The 20,924-nt window shown below is 66.9% G+C and carries 16 protein-coding genes; 6 read left to right on the top strand and 10 right to left on the bottom strand.

Annotated elements, in window-relative coordinates; all coding sequences use genetic code 11:
* Window positions 1-4: 4 nt before the first annotated feature.
* Complete coding sequence (gene plsB, locus QKY98_RS11905; RefSeq protein ID WP_027597242.1) at window positions 5-2,515, bottom strand: glycerol-3-phosphate 1-O-acyltransferase PlsB; 2,511 nt, start codon at window positions 2,513-2,515, stop codon at window positions 5-7.
* A gap of 371 nt (window positions 2,516-2,886) precedes the next feature.
* Between plsB and QKY98_RS11910 the strand changes: the two genes are divergently transcribed.
* The gene (locus tag QKY98_RS11910; protein ID WP_007163037.1) at window positions 2,887-3,099 is read left to right on the top strand and encodes a cold-shock protein; all 213 of its coding nucleotides are present in this window, start codon (window positions 2,887-2,889) and stop codon (window positions 3,097-3,099) included.
* A 41-nt stretch (window positions 3,100-3,140) separates the two neighbouring features.
* On the opposite strand, the gene QKY98_RS11915 is transcribed toward QKY98_RS11910, so the two are convergent.
* The 3 genes from QKY98_RS11915 to dapE are packed head-to-tail and all read right to left on the bottom strand — an operon-like array spanning window position 3,141 to window position 5,481.
* Entirely contained in the window at window positions 3,141-3,524 is a 384-nt protein-coding gene (locus tag QKY98_RS11915) for a hypothetical protein (RefSeq protein WP_027602447.1), read from the bottom strand.
* A 5-nt stretch (window positions 3,525-3,529) separates the two neighbouring features.
* Window positions 3,530-4,342: a putative RNA methyltransferase gene (locus QKY98_RS11920; RefSeq protein WP_044342928.1), complete on the bottom strand. Its 813-nt coding sequence runs from the start codon at window positions 4,340-4,342 to the stop codon at window positions 3,530-3,532.
* Window positions 4,339-5,481, bottom strand: a complete 1,143-nt coding sequence (gene dapE / locus QKY98_RS11925; RefSeq protein WP_007163034.1) for a succinyl-diaminopimelate desuccinylase — start codon at window positions 5,479-5,481, stop codon at window positions 4,339-4,341. The genes QKY98_RS11920 and dapE overlap by 4 nt, the downstream gene beginning before the upstream one ends.
* A gap of 84 nt (window positions 5,482-5,565) precedes the next feature.
* Between dapE and tcdA the strand changes: the two genes are divergently transcribed.
* A complete protein-coding gene (gene tcdA / locus QKY98_RS11930) occupies window positions 5,566-6,351 on the top strand; it encodes a tRNA cyclic N6-threonylcarbamoyladenosine(37) synthase TcdA (RefSeq protein ID WP_007163033.1) in 786 nt (261 codons plus the stop codon).
* A 265-nt stretch (window positions 6,352-6,616) separates the two neighbouring features.
* Here the strand turns inward: tcdA and mltF are convergent, their stop codons facing one another.
* Window positions 6,617-8,101, bottom strand: a complete 1,485-nt coding sequence (mltF, locus tag QKY98_RS11935; protein WP_027597238.1) for a membrane-bound lytic murein transglycosylase MltF — start codon at window positions 8,099-8,101, stop codon at window positions 6,617-6,619.
* A 316-nt stretch (window positions 8,102-8,417) separates the two neighbouring features.
* Here mltF and purL point away from each other — a divergent pair, with 316 nt between their 5' ends.
* The gene (gene purL / locus QKY98_RS11940) at window positions 8,418-12,317 is read left to right on the top strand and encodes a phosphoribosylformylglycinamidine synthase (RefSeq protein ID WP_284670974.1); all 3,900 of its coding nucleotides are present in this window, start codon (window positions 8,418-8,420) and stop codon (window positions 12,315-12,317) included.
* Between the two features lie 169 nt (window positions 12,318-12,486).
* Window positions 12,487-12,801 (top strand): YqfO family protein, encoded by a 315-nt coding sequence (locus QKY98_RS11945; RefSeq protein WP_284670975.1) that lies wholly within the window; start codon window positions 12,487-12,489, stop codon window positions 12,799-12,801.
* A 3-nt stretch (window positions 12,802-12,804) separates the two neighbouring features.
* Here QKY98_RS11945 and QKY98_RS11950 read toward each other — a convergent pair whose 3' ends face one another.
* The 5 genes from QKY98_RS11950 to QKY98_RS11970 form a co-directional block, all read right to left on the bottom strand.
* Complete coding sequence (locus tag QKY98_RS11950) at window positions 12,805-13,101, bottom strand: winged helix-turn-helix domain-containing protein (protein WP_027602453.1); 297 nt, start codon at window positions 13,099-13,101, stop codon at window positions 12,805-12,807.
* 52 nt (window positions 13,102-13,153) lie between these two features.
* Window positions 13,154-15,985 (bottom strand): valine--tRNA ligase, encoded by a 2,832-nt coding sequence (locus QKY98_RS11955; protein WP_284670976.1) that lies wholly within the window; start codon window positions 15,983-15,985, stop codon window positions 13,154-13,156.
* Between the two features lie 87 nt (window positions 15,986-16,072).
* Window positions 16,073-16,435 carry a hypothetical protein gene (locus tag QKY98_RS11960; protein WP_042136331.1) on the bottom strand — a complete coding sequence of 121 codons (363 nt, stop codon included), beginning with the start codon at window positions 16,433-16,435 and terminating at the stop codon, window positions 16,073-16,075.
* A 4-nt stretch (window positions 16,436-16,439) separates the two neighbouring features.
* Window positions 16,440-16,868, bottom strand: a complete 429-nt coding sequence (locus tag QKY98_RS11965) for a DNA polymerase III subunit chi (protein ID WP_284670977.1) — start codon at window positions 16,866-16,868, stop codon at window positions 16,440-16,442.
* Between the two features lie 212 nt (window positions 16,869-17,080).
* On the bottom strand, window positions 17,081-18,580 hold the full coding sequence (locus QKY98_RS11970; protein ID WP_077171780.1) for a leucyl aminopeptidase: 1,500 nt from the start codon (window positions 18,578-18,580) through the stop codon (window positions 17,081-17,083).
* Between the two features lie 171 nt (window positions 18,581-18,751).
* On the opposite strand from QKY98_RS11970, the gene lptF reads away from it, so the two are divergent.
* Window positions 18,752-19,864 (top strand): LPS export ABC transporter permease LptF, encoded by a 1,113-nt coding sequence (gene lptF / locus QKY98_RS11975; protein ID WP_284670978.1) that lies wholly within the window; start codon window positions 18,752-18,754, stop codon window positions 19,862-19,864.
* Window positions 19,861-20,922, top strand: coding sequence for an LPS export ABC transporter permease LptG (lptG, locus tag QKY98_RS11980; RefSeq protein ID WP_007162971.1), 1,062 nt, complete (start codon window positions 19,861-19,863; stop codon window positions 20,920-20,922). Before lptF ends, lptG begins: the two co-directional genes overlap by 4 nt.
* Window positions 20,923-20,924 lie beyond the last annotated feature (2 nt).

Consider the following 20,924-nt stretch of genomic DNA (forward strand, 5'->3'; position numbering starts at 1 on the left):
CGGCTTAGTTGCCGGCGGGCACAGGGGATTCGGCTTCCGGCAGGTCCGGGGCCTCGGGCCGATCCAGGGCAACCTGGCGGATCGACAGGCGAATCTCCGCCGGCAGCACCCGCTTGCCCGCACCCTCGGCCAGTTCTCCGAGCAGTTCATGGTGACCCAGGGTGCCGTCGTCGGCCTTGCGCAGCACCCCTTCGGCCAGCAGCGTCTGGATGAAGTGGCGGAACAGCGACTTGTCGAAGAATTCCGGCGCATTGAGGCCATGCAGCACCGACAGCCGCTGGGCCATCACCGTGCAGAGTTCCTCCAGTTGCGGCGCGGTCAGGCTGTTCTGCCCGTGGTTGAGGATCAGCGCAGTGGTCATGTAGTAGCGCTGCAGGGTCTGCAGGATGGCCCGCGCCAGCAGGGTGAGGCGGACGAATTGCCGCGAGCTGGGCGCCGCGCGCACGAAGACGTCGTCCTCGATACGCAGCAGGCCGCGCTCCACCATGGCTTCCAGCCAGCCGTCCAGCACCAGCGGCAGCTCCTCGCGCTCCCAGTGGATGAACAGTTCGGCCTGCAGATAGGGATAGAGCGCCAGGGCGAATCTATGGATCAGCTCGCGGGTCATGCGCCCGGTGTTCTGGAAGAAGCTGGCGATCAGCGCCGGGATGGCGAAGAGGTGCAGGACGTTGTTGCGGTAGTAGGTCATCAGCACCGCGTTCTGCTCGTCCAGGTAGAGGATGCGCCCCAGGGCGTCCTGCTGCTCGGAGAGGAAGCCGAGGGCGCGCACCTCTTCGATGATCGCCTGGCCGTCGCCCTCGGGCAGGGTGACGCTGGTGGAGTAGGGGACCCGTTTCAGCAGATCCAGATAGAGGTCGATGGCGCGCACCAGGGCGCCTTCGTCGAGGGCCTGGCGATGGGTCGAGAGCAGTGCCAGGGCCACCAGGTTGACCGGGGTGACGGCCGCCGCGGCATTGATGCGGCGCACCACCCGCTCGCCCAGTTCGTGGGTGACCGAATTGAACCAGGCGGGCTTCAGGTCTTCGCCCAGGGGTTCGTCGCGCCAGCCTGGACGGCGGGCATCGAGAAAGCTCTGCAGCGGGATGGGCTCGCCGAAGTTGACCCAGACCCGACCGAAGCGCTGGCGCAGGGCGCCGAAGACCTTGACCAGGTCGAAGATGGATTCCTTCTTCTTGGCCGCGCCGCGCAATTCACCGAGGTAGGTGCGACCCTCGAACACCTTTTCGTAGCCGATGTACACCGGTACGAAGACGATGGGCCGCCGGGAATCGCGCAGGAAGCTGCGCAGGGTCATGGCCAGCATGCCGGTGCGTGGCTGCAGGGTACGGCCGGTCCGCGAGCGCCCGCCCTCGACGAAGTACTCGGTGGAGAAGCCGCGGCTGAACAGGCTGTGCAGGTATTCGTTGAACACCGCGGCATAGAGGGCGTTGCCCTTGAAACTGCGCCTCATGAAGAAGGCGCCGCCGCGTCTCAGGATGTTGCCTACCACCGGCATGTCCAGGTTGATGCCGGCGGCGATGTGCGGCGGGGTCAGGCCGTTCTGGAACAGCAGGTAGGAGAGCAGCAGGTAGTCGATGTGGCTGCGGTGGCAGGGGACATAGACCACGGTATGACCGGGCGCCATCTCCTGGATCCGCTCGATATGGCTGACCGTGACGCCATCGTAGATGCTGTTCCAGAACCAGCGCAGACCGACGTCCAGGCAGCGCACCACCGGATAGGAGAAGTCCGAGGCGATCTCCCGGGCATAGTGCGCCGCCTCGTCTTCGATGCGCCCGGGAGTGGCCTTGCGCTGGGCGATCTCGTGGGCGATGGTCGCCCGCACCTGGGGTGCCCGCAGCAGGCCGCGCAGCAGGGTGCGCCGGTGCGACAGGTCCGGACCGATCACCGCCTGGCGCACGTTGCGGAAGTGGATGCGCAGCCGGCGCATCACCAGACGCTCCAGGCGTTGCGGATCGGGGCGCTGGCTGGCCAGTTCGCCCAGGGACAGCGGCTTGGAGAATTGCACTCGGGTCAGCCGGCCCAGCACCAGGATGCGCGCCAGCTTGCGCAGCCGGCCGGTCACCACCCAGTTGTCCGCCCAGAGCAGTTTCCAGGGACTGGTCTCGCGATCCGGCGACTGACCCCAGAAGACGCTGACCGGCACCAGCTGGACGTCTTCCAGCTGCTGCTCGGTTACCGCGGTGACCACCCGGCGCAGGGTGGGGGGCACAGAGCGCCGCGCCGGGCGCCCGCGCCAGTTGGCCTTGCCGGTGGCGTTGAAGTAGGCCAGTGGCTCGGTCTTGCTGCCCAGCACCAGCGGGCGCAGTGGTCGCGGCAGCCCGGCCTTACGGCACTCCCGGTCGAGCACCGCCAGATCGCTCAGCGAGGCTTCGGGGAGGACATAGAGCACCGGCTTGGCGGGATCGATGCGGCTGAGCAGACTGGCCGCCTGGGTGGTCTCGGAGCGAACCCAGAGATAGAGCAGGCGCTTGAGCAGCGAGAAGGCCAGAAGGCGCAGCGGCGAACGGGTCATGGAGGGCTACCGGAATGACGGGGCGGCAGTGTGCCGGATGGCCTGGCGGGCGTAAAACCGCCCGTGTTGTTCTGACTTCGACCCGGCAGTCGGCGCCTTGTCCCCGCTGTCGAAAAAATGCCGCTTAAATCGTCGAAAACCCGGCGCTGACGCGGCTTTCAGCCGTGATGGCACTTTGCGTAAAGAACGTTGCTTTTGCCGGGAAAGCCATGCTTTATAAGGTGTCGGCAAGTTGTTGCCAGTGGTCGGACCCGGGCTGTCAGCCTGGCGACCGATCCGATGCGCGATCCGTACCGATACCAAAAGGCAACCCGGTCGCCCAGGCTGTGGCGAGCGGGGATAGGAAATCCAGAAAGCTTCGGAGAGATGTGATGGGTGAGCAACGCGAAACCGGGACCGTCAAGTGGTTCAATGACGCCAAGGGATATGGATTCATTCAACGCGAGGGCGGTGCCGACGTGTTCGTTCACTACCGCGCCATCCGTGGTGAGGGCCACCGCTCCCTGACCGAAGGCCAGCAGGTGGAGTTCTCGGTGATCGAGGGCCAGAAGGGCCTGCAAGCCGAAGACGTGGCCCGGGTCTAGGCCCGCTGTGCGAGGAGCGCAAGGCTCCTCGCACCTTCAGTTCACTCGGTGCGCCAGACGATCTCTTCGACGCCCGCCTCCGTCACCTTCAGCCAGCGATCGGCGGCTTCTTCCTCTTCTTCCTCGCTCCAGCCACTTGGCGCGCAGCGCACCTGCACCTGCAGGGCCGCCTGGGCATCGCGGGCACAGGCCAGGTCATCCACCCAGGGCGATACATCGCTTTCCAGCAGCAGGCTGTGCCATTTGCCCACCGCCTTCGGCAGCCAGGTGACCGGAATGGACTCGCCGCCATAGCGCAGGGTGCACTTGAAGGTCTGCCCGCGCGCCTGCCAGGCGCAGGGCATGGCGAACACCTGTTCGAGCCAGGCCGAGACGGCGTCCTGGTCGACGTCCTTGAGATAGATTTCGATATCGGGCTGGCGCATGGGGCTTAGGCTCCGGATTTGACGATCCAATCGTAACGTACTGCCACCCGCACCTCGAAGGGCTCGGCGAGGACCCGCTCCCGGCGTTCGGCGTTGACGCGCCAACCGTGGGGGGTCATGGCCAGCAGGTCTTCACGGGTCTGGCGTTCGGCCAGCGGCAGCACGAATTCGAGCCCCTCGCTGTGGGCCAGTTCCAGGCCCTTCGGCAGATCCTGCAGGTGCTTGTCTTCGGCATAGTCGCGCACCTCGTCATAGAGCCGCTGGCGCAGCTCCAGCAGGTGGGCGCTGGCCGGACCCAGGCGCAGGATGCCGCCGCCGGGTGCCAGCACGCGCTGGGCTTCAGCCCAGTCGATGGGGCTGAAGACACTGGCCAGCAGCTGGCAACTGGCGTCCGGCAGCGGCAGGCGCGCCATGCTCGCCACCAGCCAGGTCAGCGCCGGGGTACGCCGGCAGGCGCGGCGCACCGCCTCGCGGGAGATGTCCAGGGCATAGCCGTCGGCCGCGGGCAGCGCCTGGGCCAGGCGCGCGGTATAGAAGCCTTCGCCGCAGCCCACGTCGATCCAGCGCTGGGGTGCGCGTTCGGTGGCCAGGTGCGCCAGGCGCTCGGCCAGGGGCACATAGTGACCGGCATCGAGAAAGCGTCGGCGGGCCTCGACCATGGCGGCGTTGTCGCCCGGGTCCAGACTCTTCTTGTGCTGCACCGGCAGGAGGTTCAGATAGCCCTGGCGGGCACGGTCGAATCTATGACCGGCGGCGCACCCGACGCCACCCTCGAGTTCGGCCAGCGGGGCTTGGCAGAGCGGACAGATCAGCTTCATGCCAGCAACCGCACCAGGGTGCCGTAGTACACCTCGGTCAGTAGATCCAGGTCGCTGGCCAGCACGTGCTCGTCCACCTGGTGGATGGTGGCGTTGACCGGACCCAGTTCCACCACCTGGGCGCCCAGGGTGGCGATGAAGCGACCGTCCGAGGTGCCGCCGCTGGTGGAGGCTTCGGGGCGGTAGCCGGTGACGGCTTCCACGCTGGCCGAGACGGCGTCGAGCAGGTCGCCCGGCTCGGTGAGGAAGGGCAGGCCGGACAGCGACCAGTCGATGTGCCAGTCCAGGCCGTGGCGATCGAGGATGGCCTCGACCCGGGCCTGCAGGCCCTCCACGGTGGATTCGGTGGAGAAGCGGAAGTTGAACAGCGCCTGCAACTCGCCCGGCACCACGTTGCCGGCGCCGGTGCCGGAATTGACGTTGGAGATCTGGAAGCTGGTGGGCGGGAAGAAGGCGTTGCCGGCGTCCCACTGTTCGGCGGCCAGATCCGCCAGCGCCTGGGCCGCCAGATGAATGGGGTTGCGCGCCAGGTGCGGATAGGCCACATGGCCCTGCTTGCCGCGCACCGTCAGGCGACCGTTGAGCGAGCCGCGACGCCCGTTCTTGACCACGTCGCCCAGCAGCCGGGTGCTGGAGGGTTCGCCGACGATGCACCAGTCCAGTCGTTCGCCGCGCTCGCGCAGGCGCTCGACTACGGCACGGGTGCCGTGCAGGGCGGGGCCTTCCTCGTCACTGGTGATGAGGAAGGCGATGGCGCCGCGATGGTCCGGGTGGTCGGCGACGAAGCGCTCCACGGCGATGATCATGCTCGCCAGGCTGCCCTTCATGTCGGCGGCGCCGCGGCCGCGCAGCATGCCGTCGGCATCCACGTGGGCATTGAATGGCGCCTGCTGCCAGGCCTCCAGGGGGCCGGTGGGCACCACGTCGGTGTGCCCGGCGAAGCACAGCACCGGACCCGCGCCGCCACGCCGCGCCCAGAAGTTGTCCACCTCTTCGATGCGCAGGGGTTCGAGGGCGAAGCCCAGGCGCTCCAGGCGCTGCATCATCAGGGCCTGGCAGCCTTCGTCCAGCGGCGTGACCGAGGCCCGGCCGATGAGGTCGCAGGCGAGTTCCAGGGTGGGGGTGAGGGCGGTGGTCATGGCGGGTCCCGGGAGGCGGCTAGGGTTCAGGGGGAGCGGTATGGTAAAGGAAAACCTATACTGTGGCTTTTGTGGAAAGCCTTCATGACGTTCGATGAACAACGCTTCGGCGGGATCGCCCGGCTCTATGGGCAGGAGGCCGTCGAGCGCCTGGCCGCCAGTCATGTCGCCGTGGTCGGCATCGGCGGGGTGGGCTCCTGGGCCGCCGAGGCCCTGGCCCGCAGCGGCGTCGGCCGCATAAGCCTGTTCGATCTGGACGACGTCTGCGTCAGCAACACCAATCGCCAGGTGCATGCGCTGGAAGGCCAGGTGGGGCGGCCCAAGGTCACGGTGATGGCCGAACGCATCCAGGCCATCAATCCGGCCTGCCAGGTCAAGGCGGTGGCGGACTTCGTCACCCGCGAGACCATGGCCGACTACATCACTGAAGAGCTCGACCTGGTGCTGGACTGCATCGACAGCGTGGCCTCCAAGGCGGCGCTGATCGCCTGGTGCAAGAGGCGCAAGATCGCCATCGTCACCACCGGCGGCGCCGGCGGCCAGATCGACCCCACCCAGATCCAGGTGGTCGACCTCAATCGCACCTACAACGACCCCCTGGCCTCGCGGGTCCGCTCGCTGCTGCGCCGCGACTACGGCTTCTCGCGCAATCCCAGTCGCCACTACAGCGTGCCCTGCGTCTTTTCCACCGAGCAACTGCGCTATCCCAAGCCGGACGGCAGCGTCTGCCAGCAGAAGAGTTTCGTCGGCGAAGGCGTCCGCCTGGACTGCGCCGGCGGCTTCGGCGCGGTGATGATGGTGACCGCCACCTTCGGCATGGTCGCCGCCGCCCGCGCCGTGGACAAGCTGATCCAGAAGCCGAAGAAATAGCGCTTTTCGTCGGTTGGGTTGAGCGCAGCGAAGCCCAACGGTGCCCCGATCGATCCGGCCATGTTGGGCGTGAAGGCGCCCGCGGGTGCGTAGGGTGGACAACGGCGCAGCCTTGTCCACGCGGGAGGTGCCGGGGTGCCAGTGGAAAACGCTGAGCGGTTTTCCACGCTACGAGGTTTCGAGCGAGTCAGCCCTCACCCCAGCCCTCTCCCCGAGGGAGAGGGGGCGGTAATGGCGCATCGGACGGACGACGGTACGTCTCTCTTTACATATCCTGCGGCGTTTCCCGGGCGGGGCGGTCGTCGGCGATGGCGGGGACGTGGAGGCCGGTCTTGGCCAGTTGCTGGCCTTCCATCTGCGGCTGGGTGGTCCAGGTGAGGATGTCGTAGTAACGGCGCACGTTCTGCACGAATTCCACCGTTTCGCCGCCGCGGGCGTAGCCGTAGCGGGTCTTGCTATACCACTGCTTCTGCGCCAGGCGCGGCAGCATCTTCTTCACGTCCAGCCAGCGATCCGGATCCAGGCCCTGGGATTCGGCCAGGCGGCGGGCGTCGAGGATGTGGGCGATGCCGATGTTGTAGGTGGCCAGGGCGAACCAGGTGCGATCCGGTTCGTTGATGCTGTCGGGCAACTCGTCGCGGATCTGGTCGAAGTACTTGGCACCGCCGGTGATGCTCTGCTCGGGATCCAGGCGATTGGACACGCCCATGGCCTGGGCGGTGTTGTTGGTCAGCATCATCAGGCCGCGCACTCCGGTCTTGGAGGTGGCGTCCGGCGTCCATAGCGATTCCTGGTAGCCCATGGCAGCGAGCAGGCGCCAGTCCAGCTGATGCTTCTGCGCCACCTTGCGAAAGTGCTTCTCGTACTTGGGCAGGCGTTCCTGCAGGTGCTGGGCGAAGGTGTAGGCGCCCACGTAGCCGAGCACGTCGACGTGGCCGTAGTAGCGCTCCTTGAGCTGCTGCAGGGTGCCGTCGCGGCGGACCTTGTCGAGGTAGGCGTTGACCGCGTCGAGCAGGCTATTGTCCTCGCCGGGTTGTAGCGCCCAGGCCTGGCCCTGGTTGTCGCCGAGGTCGAAGGCCACCCGCACGTTGGGGAAATAGACCTGGTTCATGGCCAGTTCGTTGGAATCCACCAGGGTCAGGTCGATCTGGCCTTCGTCGACCATGCGCAAGAGGTCGCTGACCTCCACCTGATCGGACTCGTCGAAGGTGAGCTCCGGCACCTGGGCCTGCAGCGCCCTGAGTTGTTGGGCCTGGCTGCTGCCCTTGAGCACCAGGATGCGCTTGCCGACCATGTCCTTGGGGGTGCTGGGGCGGACGGTGCCGTTGCGGTAGATGACCTGGGGCACCACATCCAGATAGCTGCGGGAGAATTTCAGATTCTGGCGATTGACCGAGGGCGTGAGGCCGGCGGCGGCGATCACCGGGCCGTCCGGCGCGGTCAGGCGATTGAAGAGGTCGTCGAGGTTGTCGGCGGTGCTGATTTCCAGGCGCACCTTGAGCGATTCGGCAAAGCCCTTGACCAGTTCGTATTCGAAGCCGGTCTCGCCGTTACGGTCCTGGAAATAGGTCGCCGGACTGTTGCGCGTCACCACGCGCAGGACGCCGGCCTGCTGCACCTGCTCCAGGGCGGTCGGCTTGGGCGGCGCAGGCACGTCCGCTTCCCCGCAGCTCATGAGCAAGGCGAGAAAGGGCAGGGTAAGCCAGGCGAATCGCTTGAAGGCTTTATTCAAATGGGCTAGCTCGGCCATACGGCATCAAAACGGCACTGGCGCCTTGCTGACGCGCCTCATCGGTCGGCCCCTCCGGGCACTCGTTATAGTCGGGACGCTCCGCGCCACCGGTCCGGCCAAAGGCTCTATCCTGAGCCCAATGTGGAGCCGCGTCCATGGGGCGCGGCAGGCCGTATCGGCGGGCAGTATACGCGAGAAGTGGCAAAGCGCCCATTTTATACATACAAGGGTGGTGGTAAGGCTGGATGAACCCTCGTCGCCGGAAGGTGTCCCCGGCGCGCCTTTAGGCTAGAATGCACGGCCCCAAAGTGACTTGGCCCCGAGGCTGTCCCCGATGCTGATCCTGCGCGGCGCTCCCGCTCTTTCTTCCTTCCGTCACGGCAAACTTCTCGACCAGCTGACTCGCCTGGTTCCCGGTGTCTCCGGGCTCTATGCCGAGTTCGTTCATTTCGCCGAAGTCGCCGGCACCCTGAGCGCGGAGGAAGAGGGCATCCTCGGCCGACTGCTGCAATACGGCCCCAGCGTCCCCCAGCAGGAACCCAGCGGCGCGCTGTTCCTCATCGTGCCCCGCCTGGGCACCATCTCGCCCTGGTCAAGCAAGGCCACCGACATCGCCCACAACTGTGGCCTGGCGCAGATCGAGCGCCTGGAGCGCGGCGTGGCCTACTACGTTGCCGGCGAGCTGGACGCCGCCGCCCATGCGCAACTGGCCGCGGCCCTGCATGACCGCATGACCCAGCGCGTGCTGCCGACCCTGGACGCCGCCGCCGACATCTTCAGCCATGCCACGCCCAAGCCGCTCACCGCGGTGGACGTGCTCGGCGGCGGTCGCGCGGCCCTGGAACAGGCCAACCTGGAGCTGGGCCTGGCCCTGGCCGAAGACGAGATCGACTACCTGGTGAAGAGCTTCACCACCCTGGGGCGCAACCCCCACGACGTCGAACTCATGATGTTCGCCCAGGCCAACTCCGAGCACTGCCGGCACAAGATCTTCAACGCCAGCTGGGACATCGACGGCGAGAGCCAGGAGAAGTCCCTGTTCGGCATGATCAAGAACACCTACGAGATGAACCGCACCGGCGTGCTGTCCGCCTACAAGGACAACGCCGCGGTCATGGAAGGCTTCACCGCCGGGCGCTTCTACCCCGACGCCGAGTCCCGCGAATACGGCGCGCACAGCCAGCCCGTACACATCCTGATGAAGGTGGAGACCCACAACCACCCGACCGCCATCGCTCCCTTCCCCGGCGCCTCGACCGGCTCCGGCGGCGAGATCCGCGACGAAGGCGCCACCGGTCGCGGCTCCAAGCCCAAGGCGGGCCTGACCGGCTTCACCGTCTCCAACCTGAACATCCCCGGTTTCGAGCAGCCCTGGGAACAGCCCTACGGCAAGCCCGAGCGCATCGTCACCCCGCTGGACATCATGATCGAAGGCCCGCTCGGCGGCGCCGCCTTCAACAACGAATTCGGGCGTCCGGCCCTGGCCGGCTACTTCCGTACCTTCGAACAGCAGGTCGAGACCCCCCGCGGTCCCGAGGTGCGTGGCTATCACAAGCCGATCATGCTCGCCGGCGGCCTGGGCAACATCCGCGCCGACCACGTGCAGAAGGGCGACATCTCGGTGGGCGGCAAGCTCATCGTGCTGGGCGGCCCGGCCATGCTGATCGGCCTGGGCGGTGGCGCGGCCTCGTCCATGTCCACCGGCGCCAGCTCCGCCGATCTGGATTTCGCCTCGGTGCAGCGCGAGAACCCGGAAATGGAGCGCCGCTGCCAGGAGGTCATCGACCGCTGCTGGCAGCTGGGTGAAAACAACCCCATCACCTTTATCCACGACGTGGGTGCGGGCGGTCTGTCCAACGCCTTCCCCGAGCTGGTCAACGATGCCGGTCGCGGCGGTCGTTTCGAATTGCGCAACGTGCCCAACGACGAGCCGGGCATGAGTCCGCTGGAGATCTGGTGCAACGAGTCCCAGGAGCGCTACGTGCTCTCCGTGGACGCCGAGAACTTCGAGACCTTCAAGGCCATCTGCGAACGCGAGCGCTGCCCCTTCGCCGTGGTCGGCGAGGCCACCGAGGAGCGCCAGCTGACCGTGGCCGACAGCCACTTCGGCAACAACGCCGTGGACATGCCGCTGGACGTCCTGCTCGGCAAGCCGCCGCGCATGCACCGCAGCGCGACCCGTGAAGCCGAACTGGGCGACGCCTTCGATGGCGCCGGCCTGGACCTGACCGAGTCGGTGGAGCGCGTCCTGCGTCACCCGGCCGTGGCCAGCAAGAGCTTCCTGATCACCATCGGCGATCGCACCATCACCGGCCTGGTCGCCCGCGACCAGATGGTCGGCCCCTGGCAGGTGCCGGTGGCCGACTGCGCCGTGACCGCCACCAGCTTCGACGTCCACACCGGCGAAGCCATGGCCATGGGCGAGCGCACCCCGCTGGCGCTGCTCGACGCGCCCGCTTCCGGCCGCATGGCCATCGGCGAGACCATCACCAACCTGGCCGCCGCGCGGATCGAGAAGCTCGGCGACATCAAGCTCTCCGCCAACTGGATGGCCGCTGCCGGCCACCCGGGCGAAGACGCGCGCCTATATGAAACCGTCAAGGCGGTGGGCATGGAGCTGTGCCCGCAGCTGGGCATCACCATCCCGGTCGGCAAGGACTCCATGTCCATGAAGACCCGCTGGCAGGACGGCGGCGAAGACAAGAGCGTCACCGCGCCGCTGTCGCTGGTGATCACCGGCTTCGCCCCGGTGCAGGACATCCGCCGCACCCTGACCCCCCAGCTGCGCCTGGACAAGGGCCAGACCGATCTGATCCTCATCGACCTGGGTCGCGGCCAGAATCGCCTGGGCGGCTCCATCCTCGCCCAGACCCACGGCAAGCTCGGCCAGCAGGCTCCCGACGTCGACGAAGCCGAAGACCTCAAGGCCTTCTTCGCCGTGATCCAGGGCCTCAACCAGGACGGCCTGCTGCTGGCCTACCACGACCGTTCCGACGGCGGCCTCATCACCACCCTGGTGGAAATGGCCTTCGCCGGTCACTGCGGCCTGGCCCTGCGCCTGGATGCCCTGGCCGCCGACCGTGACGAGCTGACCCGGGCGCTGTTCGCCGAAGAACTGGGCGCCGTCATCCAGGTGCCCCAGGACTTCACCCATGAAGTGCTGGCCCAGTTCAGCGCGGCCGGTCTGGAAGACTGCGTGGCGGTGATCGGCAACCCGGTCAACGGCTACGAGATCAACATCCACTACCACGACGAGCACCTCTACCGGGCCGAGCGGCGCATGCTGCAGCGCGTCTGGAGCGAGACCAGCTTCCAGATCCAGCGCCTGCGCGACAACGCCGAGTGCGCCCAGCAGGAATTCGATGCCCTGCTGGAAGAGGATCATCCGGGGCTGTCGGCCAAGCTGGCCTATGACCCCAACGAAGACATCTGCGCCCCCTACATCAAGAAGGGCGTGCGGCCGCAGGTCGCCATCCTGCGCGAGCAGGGCGTCAACGGTCAGGTGGAGATGGGTGCGGCCTTCGATCGCGCCGGTTTCGCCGCCATCGACGTGCACATGAGCGACATCCTCTCCGGGCGCATCGACCTGGCGGACTTCAAGGGTGTGGTGGCCTGTGGCGGCTTCTCCTATGGCGACGTCCTCGGCGCCGGCGGCGGCTGGGCCAAGTCCATCCTGTTCAACGCCCGTGCCCGCGACGGCTTCCAGCAGTTCTTCGAGCGCACCGATACCTTCACCCTGGGCGTGTGCAACGGCTGCCAGATGGTCGCCAACCTGCGCGAGCTGGTGCCCGGCAGCGAATTCTGGCCGCGCTTCGTGCGCAACCGCTCCGAGCAGTTCGAGGCGCGGGTGGCCATGGTCCAGGTGCAGGATTCGCCGTCGCTGTTCCTCGCCGGCATGGCCGGGTCGCGGCTGCCCATCGCCATTGCCCACGGCGAAGGCTTCGCCGAGTACCCCAATCAGCAGGCGCTGGTCGCCGCCGACGTCTCCGGTACCGTGGCGCTGCGCTATGTCGATGGTCACAGCAAGGTCACCGAGACCTATCCGGCCAACCCCAACGGCTCGCCGCTGGGCATCACCGGTCTGTCCAGCCAGGACGGTCGCGTGCTGCTGATGATGCCGCACCCCGAGCGCTGCTTCCGCGCCGTGCAGAACTCCTGGATCCCGGCCGACTGGCAGGGCGAGGACGGTGGCTGGATGCGCCTGTTCCGCAACGCGCGGGTCTGGGTGGATTGAGGGTTCGGCGCCTGGCCAGGCTTGCTCGACCTGCGGTCGGGTGAGCCTGGCTCATACGCTCTTCTTCCAAACCGACGGCGAGCCACCAGGCGTCCGCCGCTGCGCTCTTACCCCCTCTCCCTCAGGGAGAGGGCTGGGGTGAGGGCCGCCCAGCCCGAGAGCGACTTCCATGCTCAAACTCTGCTTCTACGTCCCCGACTGCCACCTGGAAACCGTCAAGCAGGCGATCTTCGCCGTGGGCGGCGGTCGCATCGGCCGCTATGACAGCTGCTGCTGGCAGGTCCAGGGCCTCGGCCAATTCCGTCCGCTAGCGGGCAGCCAGCCGCATCTGGGCGAGCAGGGCAGTCTCGAACAGCTGGAGGAATGGCGGGTGGAGCTGGTGCTGGCCGACGAGCAGCTCGCCCGCCAGGCCGTGGCGGCGCTCAAGGCGGCGCATCCCTATGAGACGCCGGCCTATGACGTGGTGCTGGTGCTGGATTTCTAGGGCTCAGGGATAGCCCAGGACCGTCTTGATCCGCGCCAGCTCACGCTCGATCCAGCGCGGATCCACCGCGCCCCAGTCGCGAATCTCGTAGCCACCTGCGTTGTTGCGGGCGCCTTCGCCCTGCACGAACTGGCAGTCGATATCCAGATCGGCCAGGGCCAGCAGGGTGTCCTGGGCCGTGCGCCGCGGCATGCCGGTGGCGGCCATCAGGGCTGGTACGCTGGTGGCGGTGCCACTGGCCACCAGCCAGGCCACATAGAGCCGGCGATAGAAGCTGGTCTTGGTCTTGCTCACGTCCATGAGAATCGTCCTGGCAATAAAAAGCCCACCGCGAGGGTGGGCTTCAGGGGCATCAGAGGGTGGCGATGCGCTGCCGCTGGTCCACCAGCTTGGCCAAGGCCTGTTCGGCCTCGGCCAGTTTGGCGCGTTCCTTTTCCAGGACCTCGGCGGGCGCCTTGGCGACGAAGCCTTCGTTGCCCAGCTTGCCGCCGACGCGCTTGACCTCGCCTTCCAGGCGGCCGATCTCCTTGTCCAGGCGCGTCAGTTCCGCGTCCTTGTCGATCAGGCCGGCCATGGGCACCAGCACTTCCATCTCGCCGACCAGGGTGGTGGCGGACATCGGCGCTTCCTCACCGGCGGCCAGCACGCGGACCGATTCCAGCTTGGCCAGCTTGTTCAGCAGCGGCTCGAAATCGGCCAGGCGGCGCTGGTCCTCGGCACTGGCGTTGGCGACGATGATGTCGATGCGCTTGGCCATGGAGATCTTCATCTCGCCGCGGATCTGCCGCACGCCCAGCATCAGCGCCTTGACCCACTCGATGTCGCCTTCGGCGGCGGCATCGATGCGCGCCTCGTTGGCCACCGGCCAGGGTTGCAGCATCAGGGTCTCGCCCTGGACGCCGGCCGGCGCCTTGAGGCGCCGCCAGATTTCCTCGGTGATGAAGGGCATGAAGGGGTGCGCCAGGCGCAGCACCACTTCCAGCACCCGCGCCAGGGTGCGGCGGGTGCCGCGCTGGCGTTCGAGGGAGGCGTTCTCGTCCCACAGCACCGGCTTGACCAGCTCCAGGTACCAGGCGCAGTACTCGTCCCAGACGAATTCGTAGAGCGCCTGGGTGGCCAGGTCGAAGCGGAAGGCGTCGAGCTGACGGGTCACCTCGGCCTCGGTGCGCTGCAGCTGGGAGATGATCCAGCGGTCCACCGAGGACAGCTCGACGGGTTCGTCGTTGACGCCGGTGTCCTGGCCCTCGACGTTCTCCATGACGAAGTTCGCCGCGTTCCACAGCTTGTTGCAGAAGTTGCGATAGCCCTCGACGCGACCCATGTCGAACTTGATGTCGCGGCCGGTGGTGGCCAGGGAGCAGAAGGTGAATCTCAGGGCGTCGGTGCCGTAGCTGGCGATGCCGTCCGGGAATTCGGCGCGGGTCTGCTTGGCGATCTTTTCGGCCAGCTTGGGCTGCATCAGGCCGCTGGTGCGCTTCTGCAGCAGAGTGTCCAGGTCGATGCCGTCGACGATGTCCAGCGGATCGAGCACGTTGCCCTTGGACTTGGACATCTTCTGGCCCTGGCCGTCGCGCACCAGGCCGTGGACGTAGACGGTCTTGAACGGGATCTGCCCGGTCAGGTGGGTGGACAGCATGATCATCCGGGCGACCCAGAAGAAGATGATGTCGAAGCCGGTGACCAGCACGTCGGTGGGGTGGAAGGTCTTGAGCGCCTCGGTGTGCTCGGGCCAGCCGAGGGTGGAGAAGGTCCACAGGCCGGAACTGAACCAGGTGTCCAGGACGTCGTCGTCCTGGCGCAGGGCGATGTCACCCAGGTCGTGCTTGGCACGCACCTCGGCCTCGTCGCGACCGACGTAGACGTTGCCGGCCTGGTCGTACCAGGCGGGAATGCGGTGGCCCCACCAGAGCTGGCGGCTGATGCACCAGTCCTGGATGTCGCGCATCCAGCTGAAGTACATGTTCTCGTACTGCTTGGGCACGAATTGCACCTCGCCGCTCTCGACCACGGCGATGGCCTTGTCGGCCAGGGGCTTGGTGGAGACGTACCACTGGTCGGTCAGCCAGGGCTCGATCACGGTGCCGGAACGGTCGCCCTTGGGCACCTTGAGCGCGTGGTCCTCGATCTTTTCCAGGCGACCGGCGGCGTCCAGGTCGGCGACGATGCGCTTGCGCGCCTCGAAGCGGTCCAGACCGGCGTAGGCGGCGGGGAGGGTGGCATCGAACATGCCGTTGACGCTGCCGTCCAGATTGAACACCTGGGCGCCGGGCAGCACCGCGGCGTCGGCGTCGAAGACGTTGATCAGTGGTAGGTTGTGTCGCTTGCCGACTTCATAGTCGTTGAAGTCGTGGGCCGGGGTGATCTTGACGCAGCCGGTGCCGAATTCGGGGTCGCAGTAGTCGTCGCCGACGATGGGGATGCGCCGGCCGACCAGGGGCAGCTCGACATACTGGCCGATCAGGTCCTTGTAGCGTGGGTCTTCCGGGTGCACGGCCACGGCGGCGTCACCCAGCAGGGTCTCGGGACGGGTGGTGGCGACCACCAGATGGTCCATGCCCTCGGCGGTACGGGCGCCATCGGCCAGCGGATAGCGCAGGTGCCAGAGGTGACCCTTCTCGTCATGGCTTTCCACTTCCAGGTCGGAAATGGCGGTGTGCAGCTTGGTGTCCCAGTTGACCAGGCGTTTGCCGCGGTAGATCAGGCCGTCCTCGTGCAGGCGTACGAAGGCTTCCTTGACCGCCTCGGAGAGGCCGTCGTCCATGGTGAAGCGCTCGCGCGACCAGTCCACCGAGGAACCCAGGCGGCGGATCTGCCGGCTGATGTTGCCGCCGGATTCGTTCTTCCATTCCCAGACCTTCTCCAGGAATTTCTCCCGGCCCAGGTCGTGGCGCGACAGGCCCTCGGCGCCGATGCGGCGCTCCACCAGCATCTGGGTGGCGATGCCGGCGTGGTCGGTGCCCGGCTGCCAGAGGGTGTTGCGACCCTGCATGCGGCGGAAGCGGATCAGGGCGTCCATGATGGCGTTGTTGAAGCCATGGCCCATGTGCAGGCTGCCGGTCACGTTCGGCGGCGGGATCATGATGGTGTAGGGCTCGCCCGACCCCTGGGGCGCGAAATAGCCCTGGCGTTCCCAGGTCTGGTACCAGGAGGTTTCGATGGCGTGCGGCTGGTAGGTCTTGTCCATGGAGGGGGCTTTTGTCGCTGGAAGAGGAAAGCCTCCGAGTATAGCGACTCCGGCCCGCCGACGGCAGGGCGCCTTGGCGCCCCGGGCTCAGGGACGCTGCAGCAATTCTTCCAGGCGCTGCTGCAGGCGGCGCTGCAGTTCGGCTTCCAGGCGCGGCAACTGTTCGTCGAGCAGCTCCTGGAGGATGGCCGGCGCCTCCTGGCGCAGACGCACCTGGGCCAGGTCTTCGTGGGGCGCGCTGGGCGTCGCGTCCTCGATGACGTCCGGCACGATCTGGTCGAGCAGCGGTGGGATGGCCTTGAGCCGCTCGGCGCTGGGGGCGATGACGTCGGAGAGGATGGGGATGCCATCGACGCTGCTCGGATGGACCGCGCTGCGGCTCTTGTCGAGCACCTGGCGGATGGCTTCGAGGTCTTGCAGGACGTGCGCGGGAGGCTTGGTGCTGGTCATGAAATCAGACACGTGACAGCTGATGGTCCTGTAGAGCATAGCCAAGCTTGCGGTAGAAGCGAAAACCTTCGCGCATCGCCTGGCGCACTTCGGGGGCTTCGACGACCACCTCGGCGATGCGGGCGAAACCCGCATGGCAGGGCGGCGGGGCGAGGCTGAGGTTGATCAGCAGCTCGCCTTGCTGCTCGGTGGGCGTGGTCAGACCCAGCACCACGGGGCTGTCGCTGGCGTTCTCCGCCAGATCGTGGGGAACGAAGCTGTCGGGACGGAACGCCCACAGCTGCTCGTCCAGGCGCTGGCGCTGCTCGACGTCGGCGCAGTGCACATAGACCGGCATGCCCTGTTTCCAGGCCTTGTCCACCAGCCGGCAGGCAAAGGCCAGCCGCGCCGCGGGATCGGTGGAAGGCAGAACATAGAAGTCGACACGGGTCATGGCGGATCACGAAGAAGGGGAGGGAAGCGGCAAGGCCGCGACGCAGGGGCGTCGCGGCCTCTATAGGCGTTAGCACGTGTTCAAAGTCTCGCGAGCTAGAGCCAAACAAGGCGAAAAGACCTGAGGAAGCGGAGTTTACAAAACGTAAATGAGCATTCCGAAGGTCTTTTCAACGCCGTTTGGCCGACGCGCAGCAGACTTTGAACAGGTGCTTAGGCCTCGGCGGTGCGGTCGAGCAGATACTGCACCAGCAGCGGGACCGGGCGACCGGTGGCGGCCTTGTCCTTGCCGCCGCTGATCCAGGCGGTGCCGGCCACGTCCAGGTGGACCCAGGGATAGGCCTTGGCATAGCGCGCCAGGAAGCAGCCGGCGGTGATGGTGCCGGCCTTGGGGCCGCCGATGTTGGCCATGTCGGCGAAGGGGCTGTCCAGCTGCTCCTGGTACTCGTCGTGCAGCGGCAGTTGCCAGACGCGGTCGTCGGCGCGATCGCCGGCCTGCTTGACCTGGTCGATCAGGGCGTCGTTATTGCCCATCAGGCCCGAGACCAGCGAACCCAGGGCGGTGATGCAGGCGCCGGTCAGGGTGGCGATGTCGATCACCGCCTTGGGCTGGAAGCGCTCGGCGTATGTGAGGGTGTCGCACAGCACCAGCCGGCCTTCGGCGTCGGTGTTGAGGATCTCGATGGTCTGGCCGCTCATGCTGGTGACGATGTCACCCGGACGGGTGGCGGTGCCGCTGGGCATGTTCTCGGCCAGGGCCAGGAGGCCGACCACGTTGATCGCCGGCTTGAGTTCCATGAGGGCGCGGAAGGTGCCCAGGACGCTGGCGGCGCCGCACATGTCGTACTTCATCTCGTCCATGCCGGCGCTGGGCTTGATGCTGATGCCGCCGGTGTCGAAGGTGATGCCCTTGCCGACCAGGGTGTAGGGCTGGGCATTCTTGGCGCCGCCCTTGTACTGCAGCACTACCAGGCGCGGCGGCTGGGCGCTGCCCTGGGCCACGGCGAGGAAGGAGCCCATGCCCAGTTCGCGCATCTTCTTCTCGTCGAGCACCTCGACGGAGAGCCCGGCGTCCTTGAACTGCTTGCCCAGGGCCTTGGCCTGATCGGCCACATATACCGGGTTGCAGACGTTCGGCGGCAGGTTGCCGAAGTCCTTGGCGTAGGCGGTGCCGTGGGTGATCGCCAGGGCATGGGCCAGGGCGCGCTCGGCTTCCGGCTGGGAGGCCTTGGTGGTGACCAGGGTCAGCTTCTTCAGCGGCCGCGGCTCGGCCTTCTTGCTCTTGAAGCGATCGAAGACGTAGTCGCCATCGGCCAGGGTCTCGGCCAGCAGGCGCAGACGGGCATAGCCGTCGCGATTCTTGACCGGCACATCGCCCAGGGCGATGGCGGCGTCGCTGCCGCCCAGGCTCTTGAGCACGCCCAGGGCGCCGCTGGCCAGCTTGCGGTACTGGCGGTCGGAAAGTCCTTCACTGGCGCCGCTACCCACCAGCAGCACGCGCTCGGCCTTGATGCCGGGCAGATTGGTCAGCAGCAGGGTCTGGCCGGCCTTGCCGGCGATGTCGCCGCGCTTGACCGCCGCGCTCAGGGCGCCGGAGGTGGCGGCGTCCACGGCGCTGGCCGCTGCGTCGAGCGCACCGCCTTCACCGACGGCCACGACCAGCGTGGCGGTTTTCAGGGTTTCCGGACGAGCGTTTTTGACGACGAATTCCATTAGGAGAAGCTCCCCAAGACAAACACATGAGTTCGCAGGATATAATGCGGGGCTTTCGCCAGGGCCTTTCCCGGCGATCGGCCTTCAACGGGTGGGCCTTGCAACGCAAGCCATGCAGCCGAGCTAGTGTGAGCGTTCGCGCCAGAGCCTGACAACCCTGGAGAATCCTGTTTGATCGTCTTCCGCTATCTGTCTCGAGAAGTTCTCACCACCCTCGGTGCGGTCAGTGCCGTGCTGCTGGTGATCATCATGAGCGGCCGCTTCATCAAGTACCTGGCCCAGGCGGCCCAGGGCCTGCTGGATCCGGGCGTGCTCCTGCTCATCATGGCCTATCGCATCCCCGGCTTCCTGCAGCTGATCCTGCCCCTGGGCCTGTTTCTCGGCTTCCTGCTGGCCTATGGCCGGCTGTACCTGGACAGCGAGATGACCGTGCTCACCGCCACCGGCATGAGTCCGCGCCGCCTGCTGGCCTACAGCATGGCCCCGGCCGCGGTGGTCGCCCTGATCGTCGCCTGGCTGAGTCTGTCGCTGGCGCCGCTGGGCGTGCAGAAGGTCACCACCATCCTCAACCAGCAGGATGCCATGACCGAGTTCGACACCCTCGAACCGGGTCGCTTCCAGTCCCTGAGGGACAACTCTCGCGTCACCTACACCGAGCGCCTGTCGGCGGATCGCAGCCAGCTGGGCGGGGTCTTCATCTCCGAGCGCAACACCTCCTCCGCCGGCGGCAAGGACCGTGGCGTGGGCGTGCTGGTGGCCGACACCGGCCGGCAGGAAATCCACCCGGACGGCAGTCGCTACCTGATCCTGCAGAACGGCTTCCGCTACGACGGCGTGCCGGGCCAGGCCGACTACCGCGCGGTGCAGTACGACACCTACGGTGTGCTCCTGCCCAAGCCCGCGGTCAGCGAGGACATCAGCGAGCGTGATGCCGTGACCACCGGCGAGCTGATGCGCAGCAACGACCTGCAGTACCGCGGCGAGCTGCAGTGGCGGCTGTCGCTGCCGATCCTGGTCTTCATCGTCACCCTCATCGCCGTGCCCCTGGCCAAGGTCAATCCGCGCCAGGGCCGCTTCCTCAAGCTGCTTCCAGCGATCCTGCTGTACATGGCCTATCTGTCGCTGCTGATCGCCGCCCGTGGCGCCCTGGACAAGGGCCGCTTGCCGCCGGCCATCGGGCTGTGGGGCGTGCACTTGCTGTTCCTGGTACTCGGCCTGCTGCTGGCCTTCTGGGAACCGCTCAAGGCGCGTCTGCGCGGTCACAAGCCGGAGGTGGCGGCATGAACAAGCTCGACTGGTACATAGGTCGCACCGTCTTCGTCAGCATCCTCGCGGTACTGGGGGTGATCGTCGGTCTGGCCCTGCTGTTCGCCTTCATCGACCAGCTCGGCGACTTCGACGACAACTACGGCGTCGCCGAGGCGCTCAAGTTCGTCCTGCTCACCACGCCGCGCCGGGCCTACGAGATGCTGCCCATGGCCGCGCTGATCGGCTGCCTGATCGGCCTGGGCACCCTGGCCAGCAGCAGCGAACTGATCGTGATGCGTGCCGCTGGCGTCTCCCTGGGGCGCATCGTCTGGGCGGTGATGAAGCCGATGTTCGTGCTGCTCATCGCCGGCATCCTGATCGGCGAGTACGTGGCGCCCTGGTCGGAAAACCTGGCGCAGAGCGGGCGGGCCCTGGCCCAGAGCGCCGGCAAGGCACAGAGTTCGCGCCACGGTCTCTGGCATCGTCAGGGACACGAATACACTCACGTCAACGCGGTGCAGCCCAATGGCCTGCTCCTGGGCGTGACGCGCTACGAATTCGACGACAATCGCCACCTGCTGCAATCCAGCTTCGCCCAGCGCGGCATCTATCGCGGCGATCACTGGGAGCTGGAAAACGTCAGCATCACCGACTTCGGCAATCGCCAGACCAGCGTGCGCCAGGAGCCCAAGGTCACCTGGAACGTCGAGCTGACCCCGCAGGTGCTCGACACCGTGATCATGGAGCCGGATGCGCTGTCGATCTCCGGGCTGTGGTGGTACATCCACTACCTGGCCGATCAGGGGCTGAGCAACAAAAGCTACTGGCTGGCGTTCTGGTCGAAGATCTTCCAGCCGCTGGTGACCGCCGCCCTGGTGCTGATGGCGATCTCCTTCATCTTCGGCCCGCTGCGCTCGGTGACCCTGGGACAGCGGATCTTCACCGGGGTGATCATCGGCTTCGCCCTGCGAATCTTCCAGGATCTGCTGGGGCCGTCCAGCCTGGTGTTCGGCTTCTCGCCGCTACTGGCCGTGCTGGCACCGGCGCTGCTCTGCGCCGTGGCCGGGGTGCTGTTGCTGCGCCGGGCCGGCTAGGG

It is taken from the genome of Pseudomonas sp. HR1 (assembly GCF_030175875.1).
GTDB lineage: Bacteria > Pseudomonadota > Gammaproteobacteria > Pseudomonadales > Pseudomonadaceae > Chryseomonas > Chryseomonas oryzihabitans.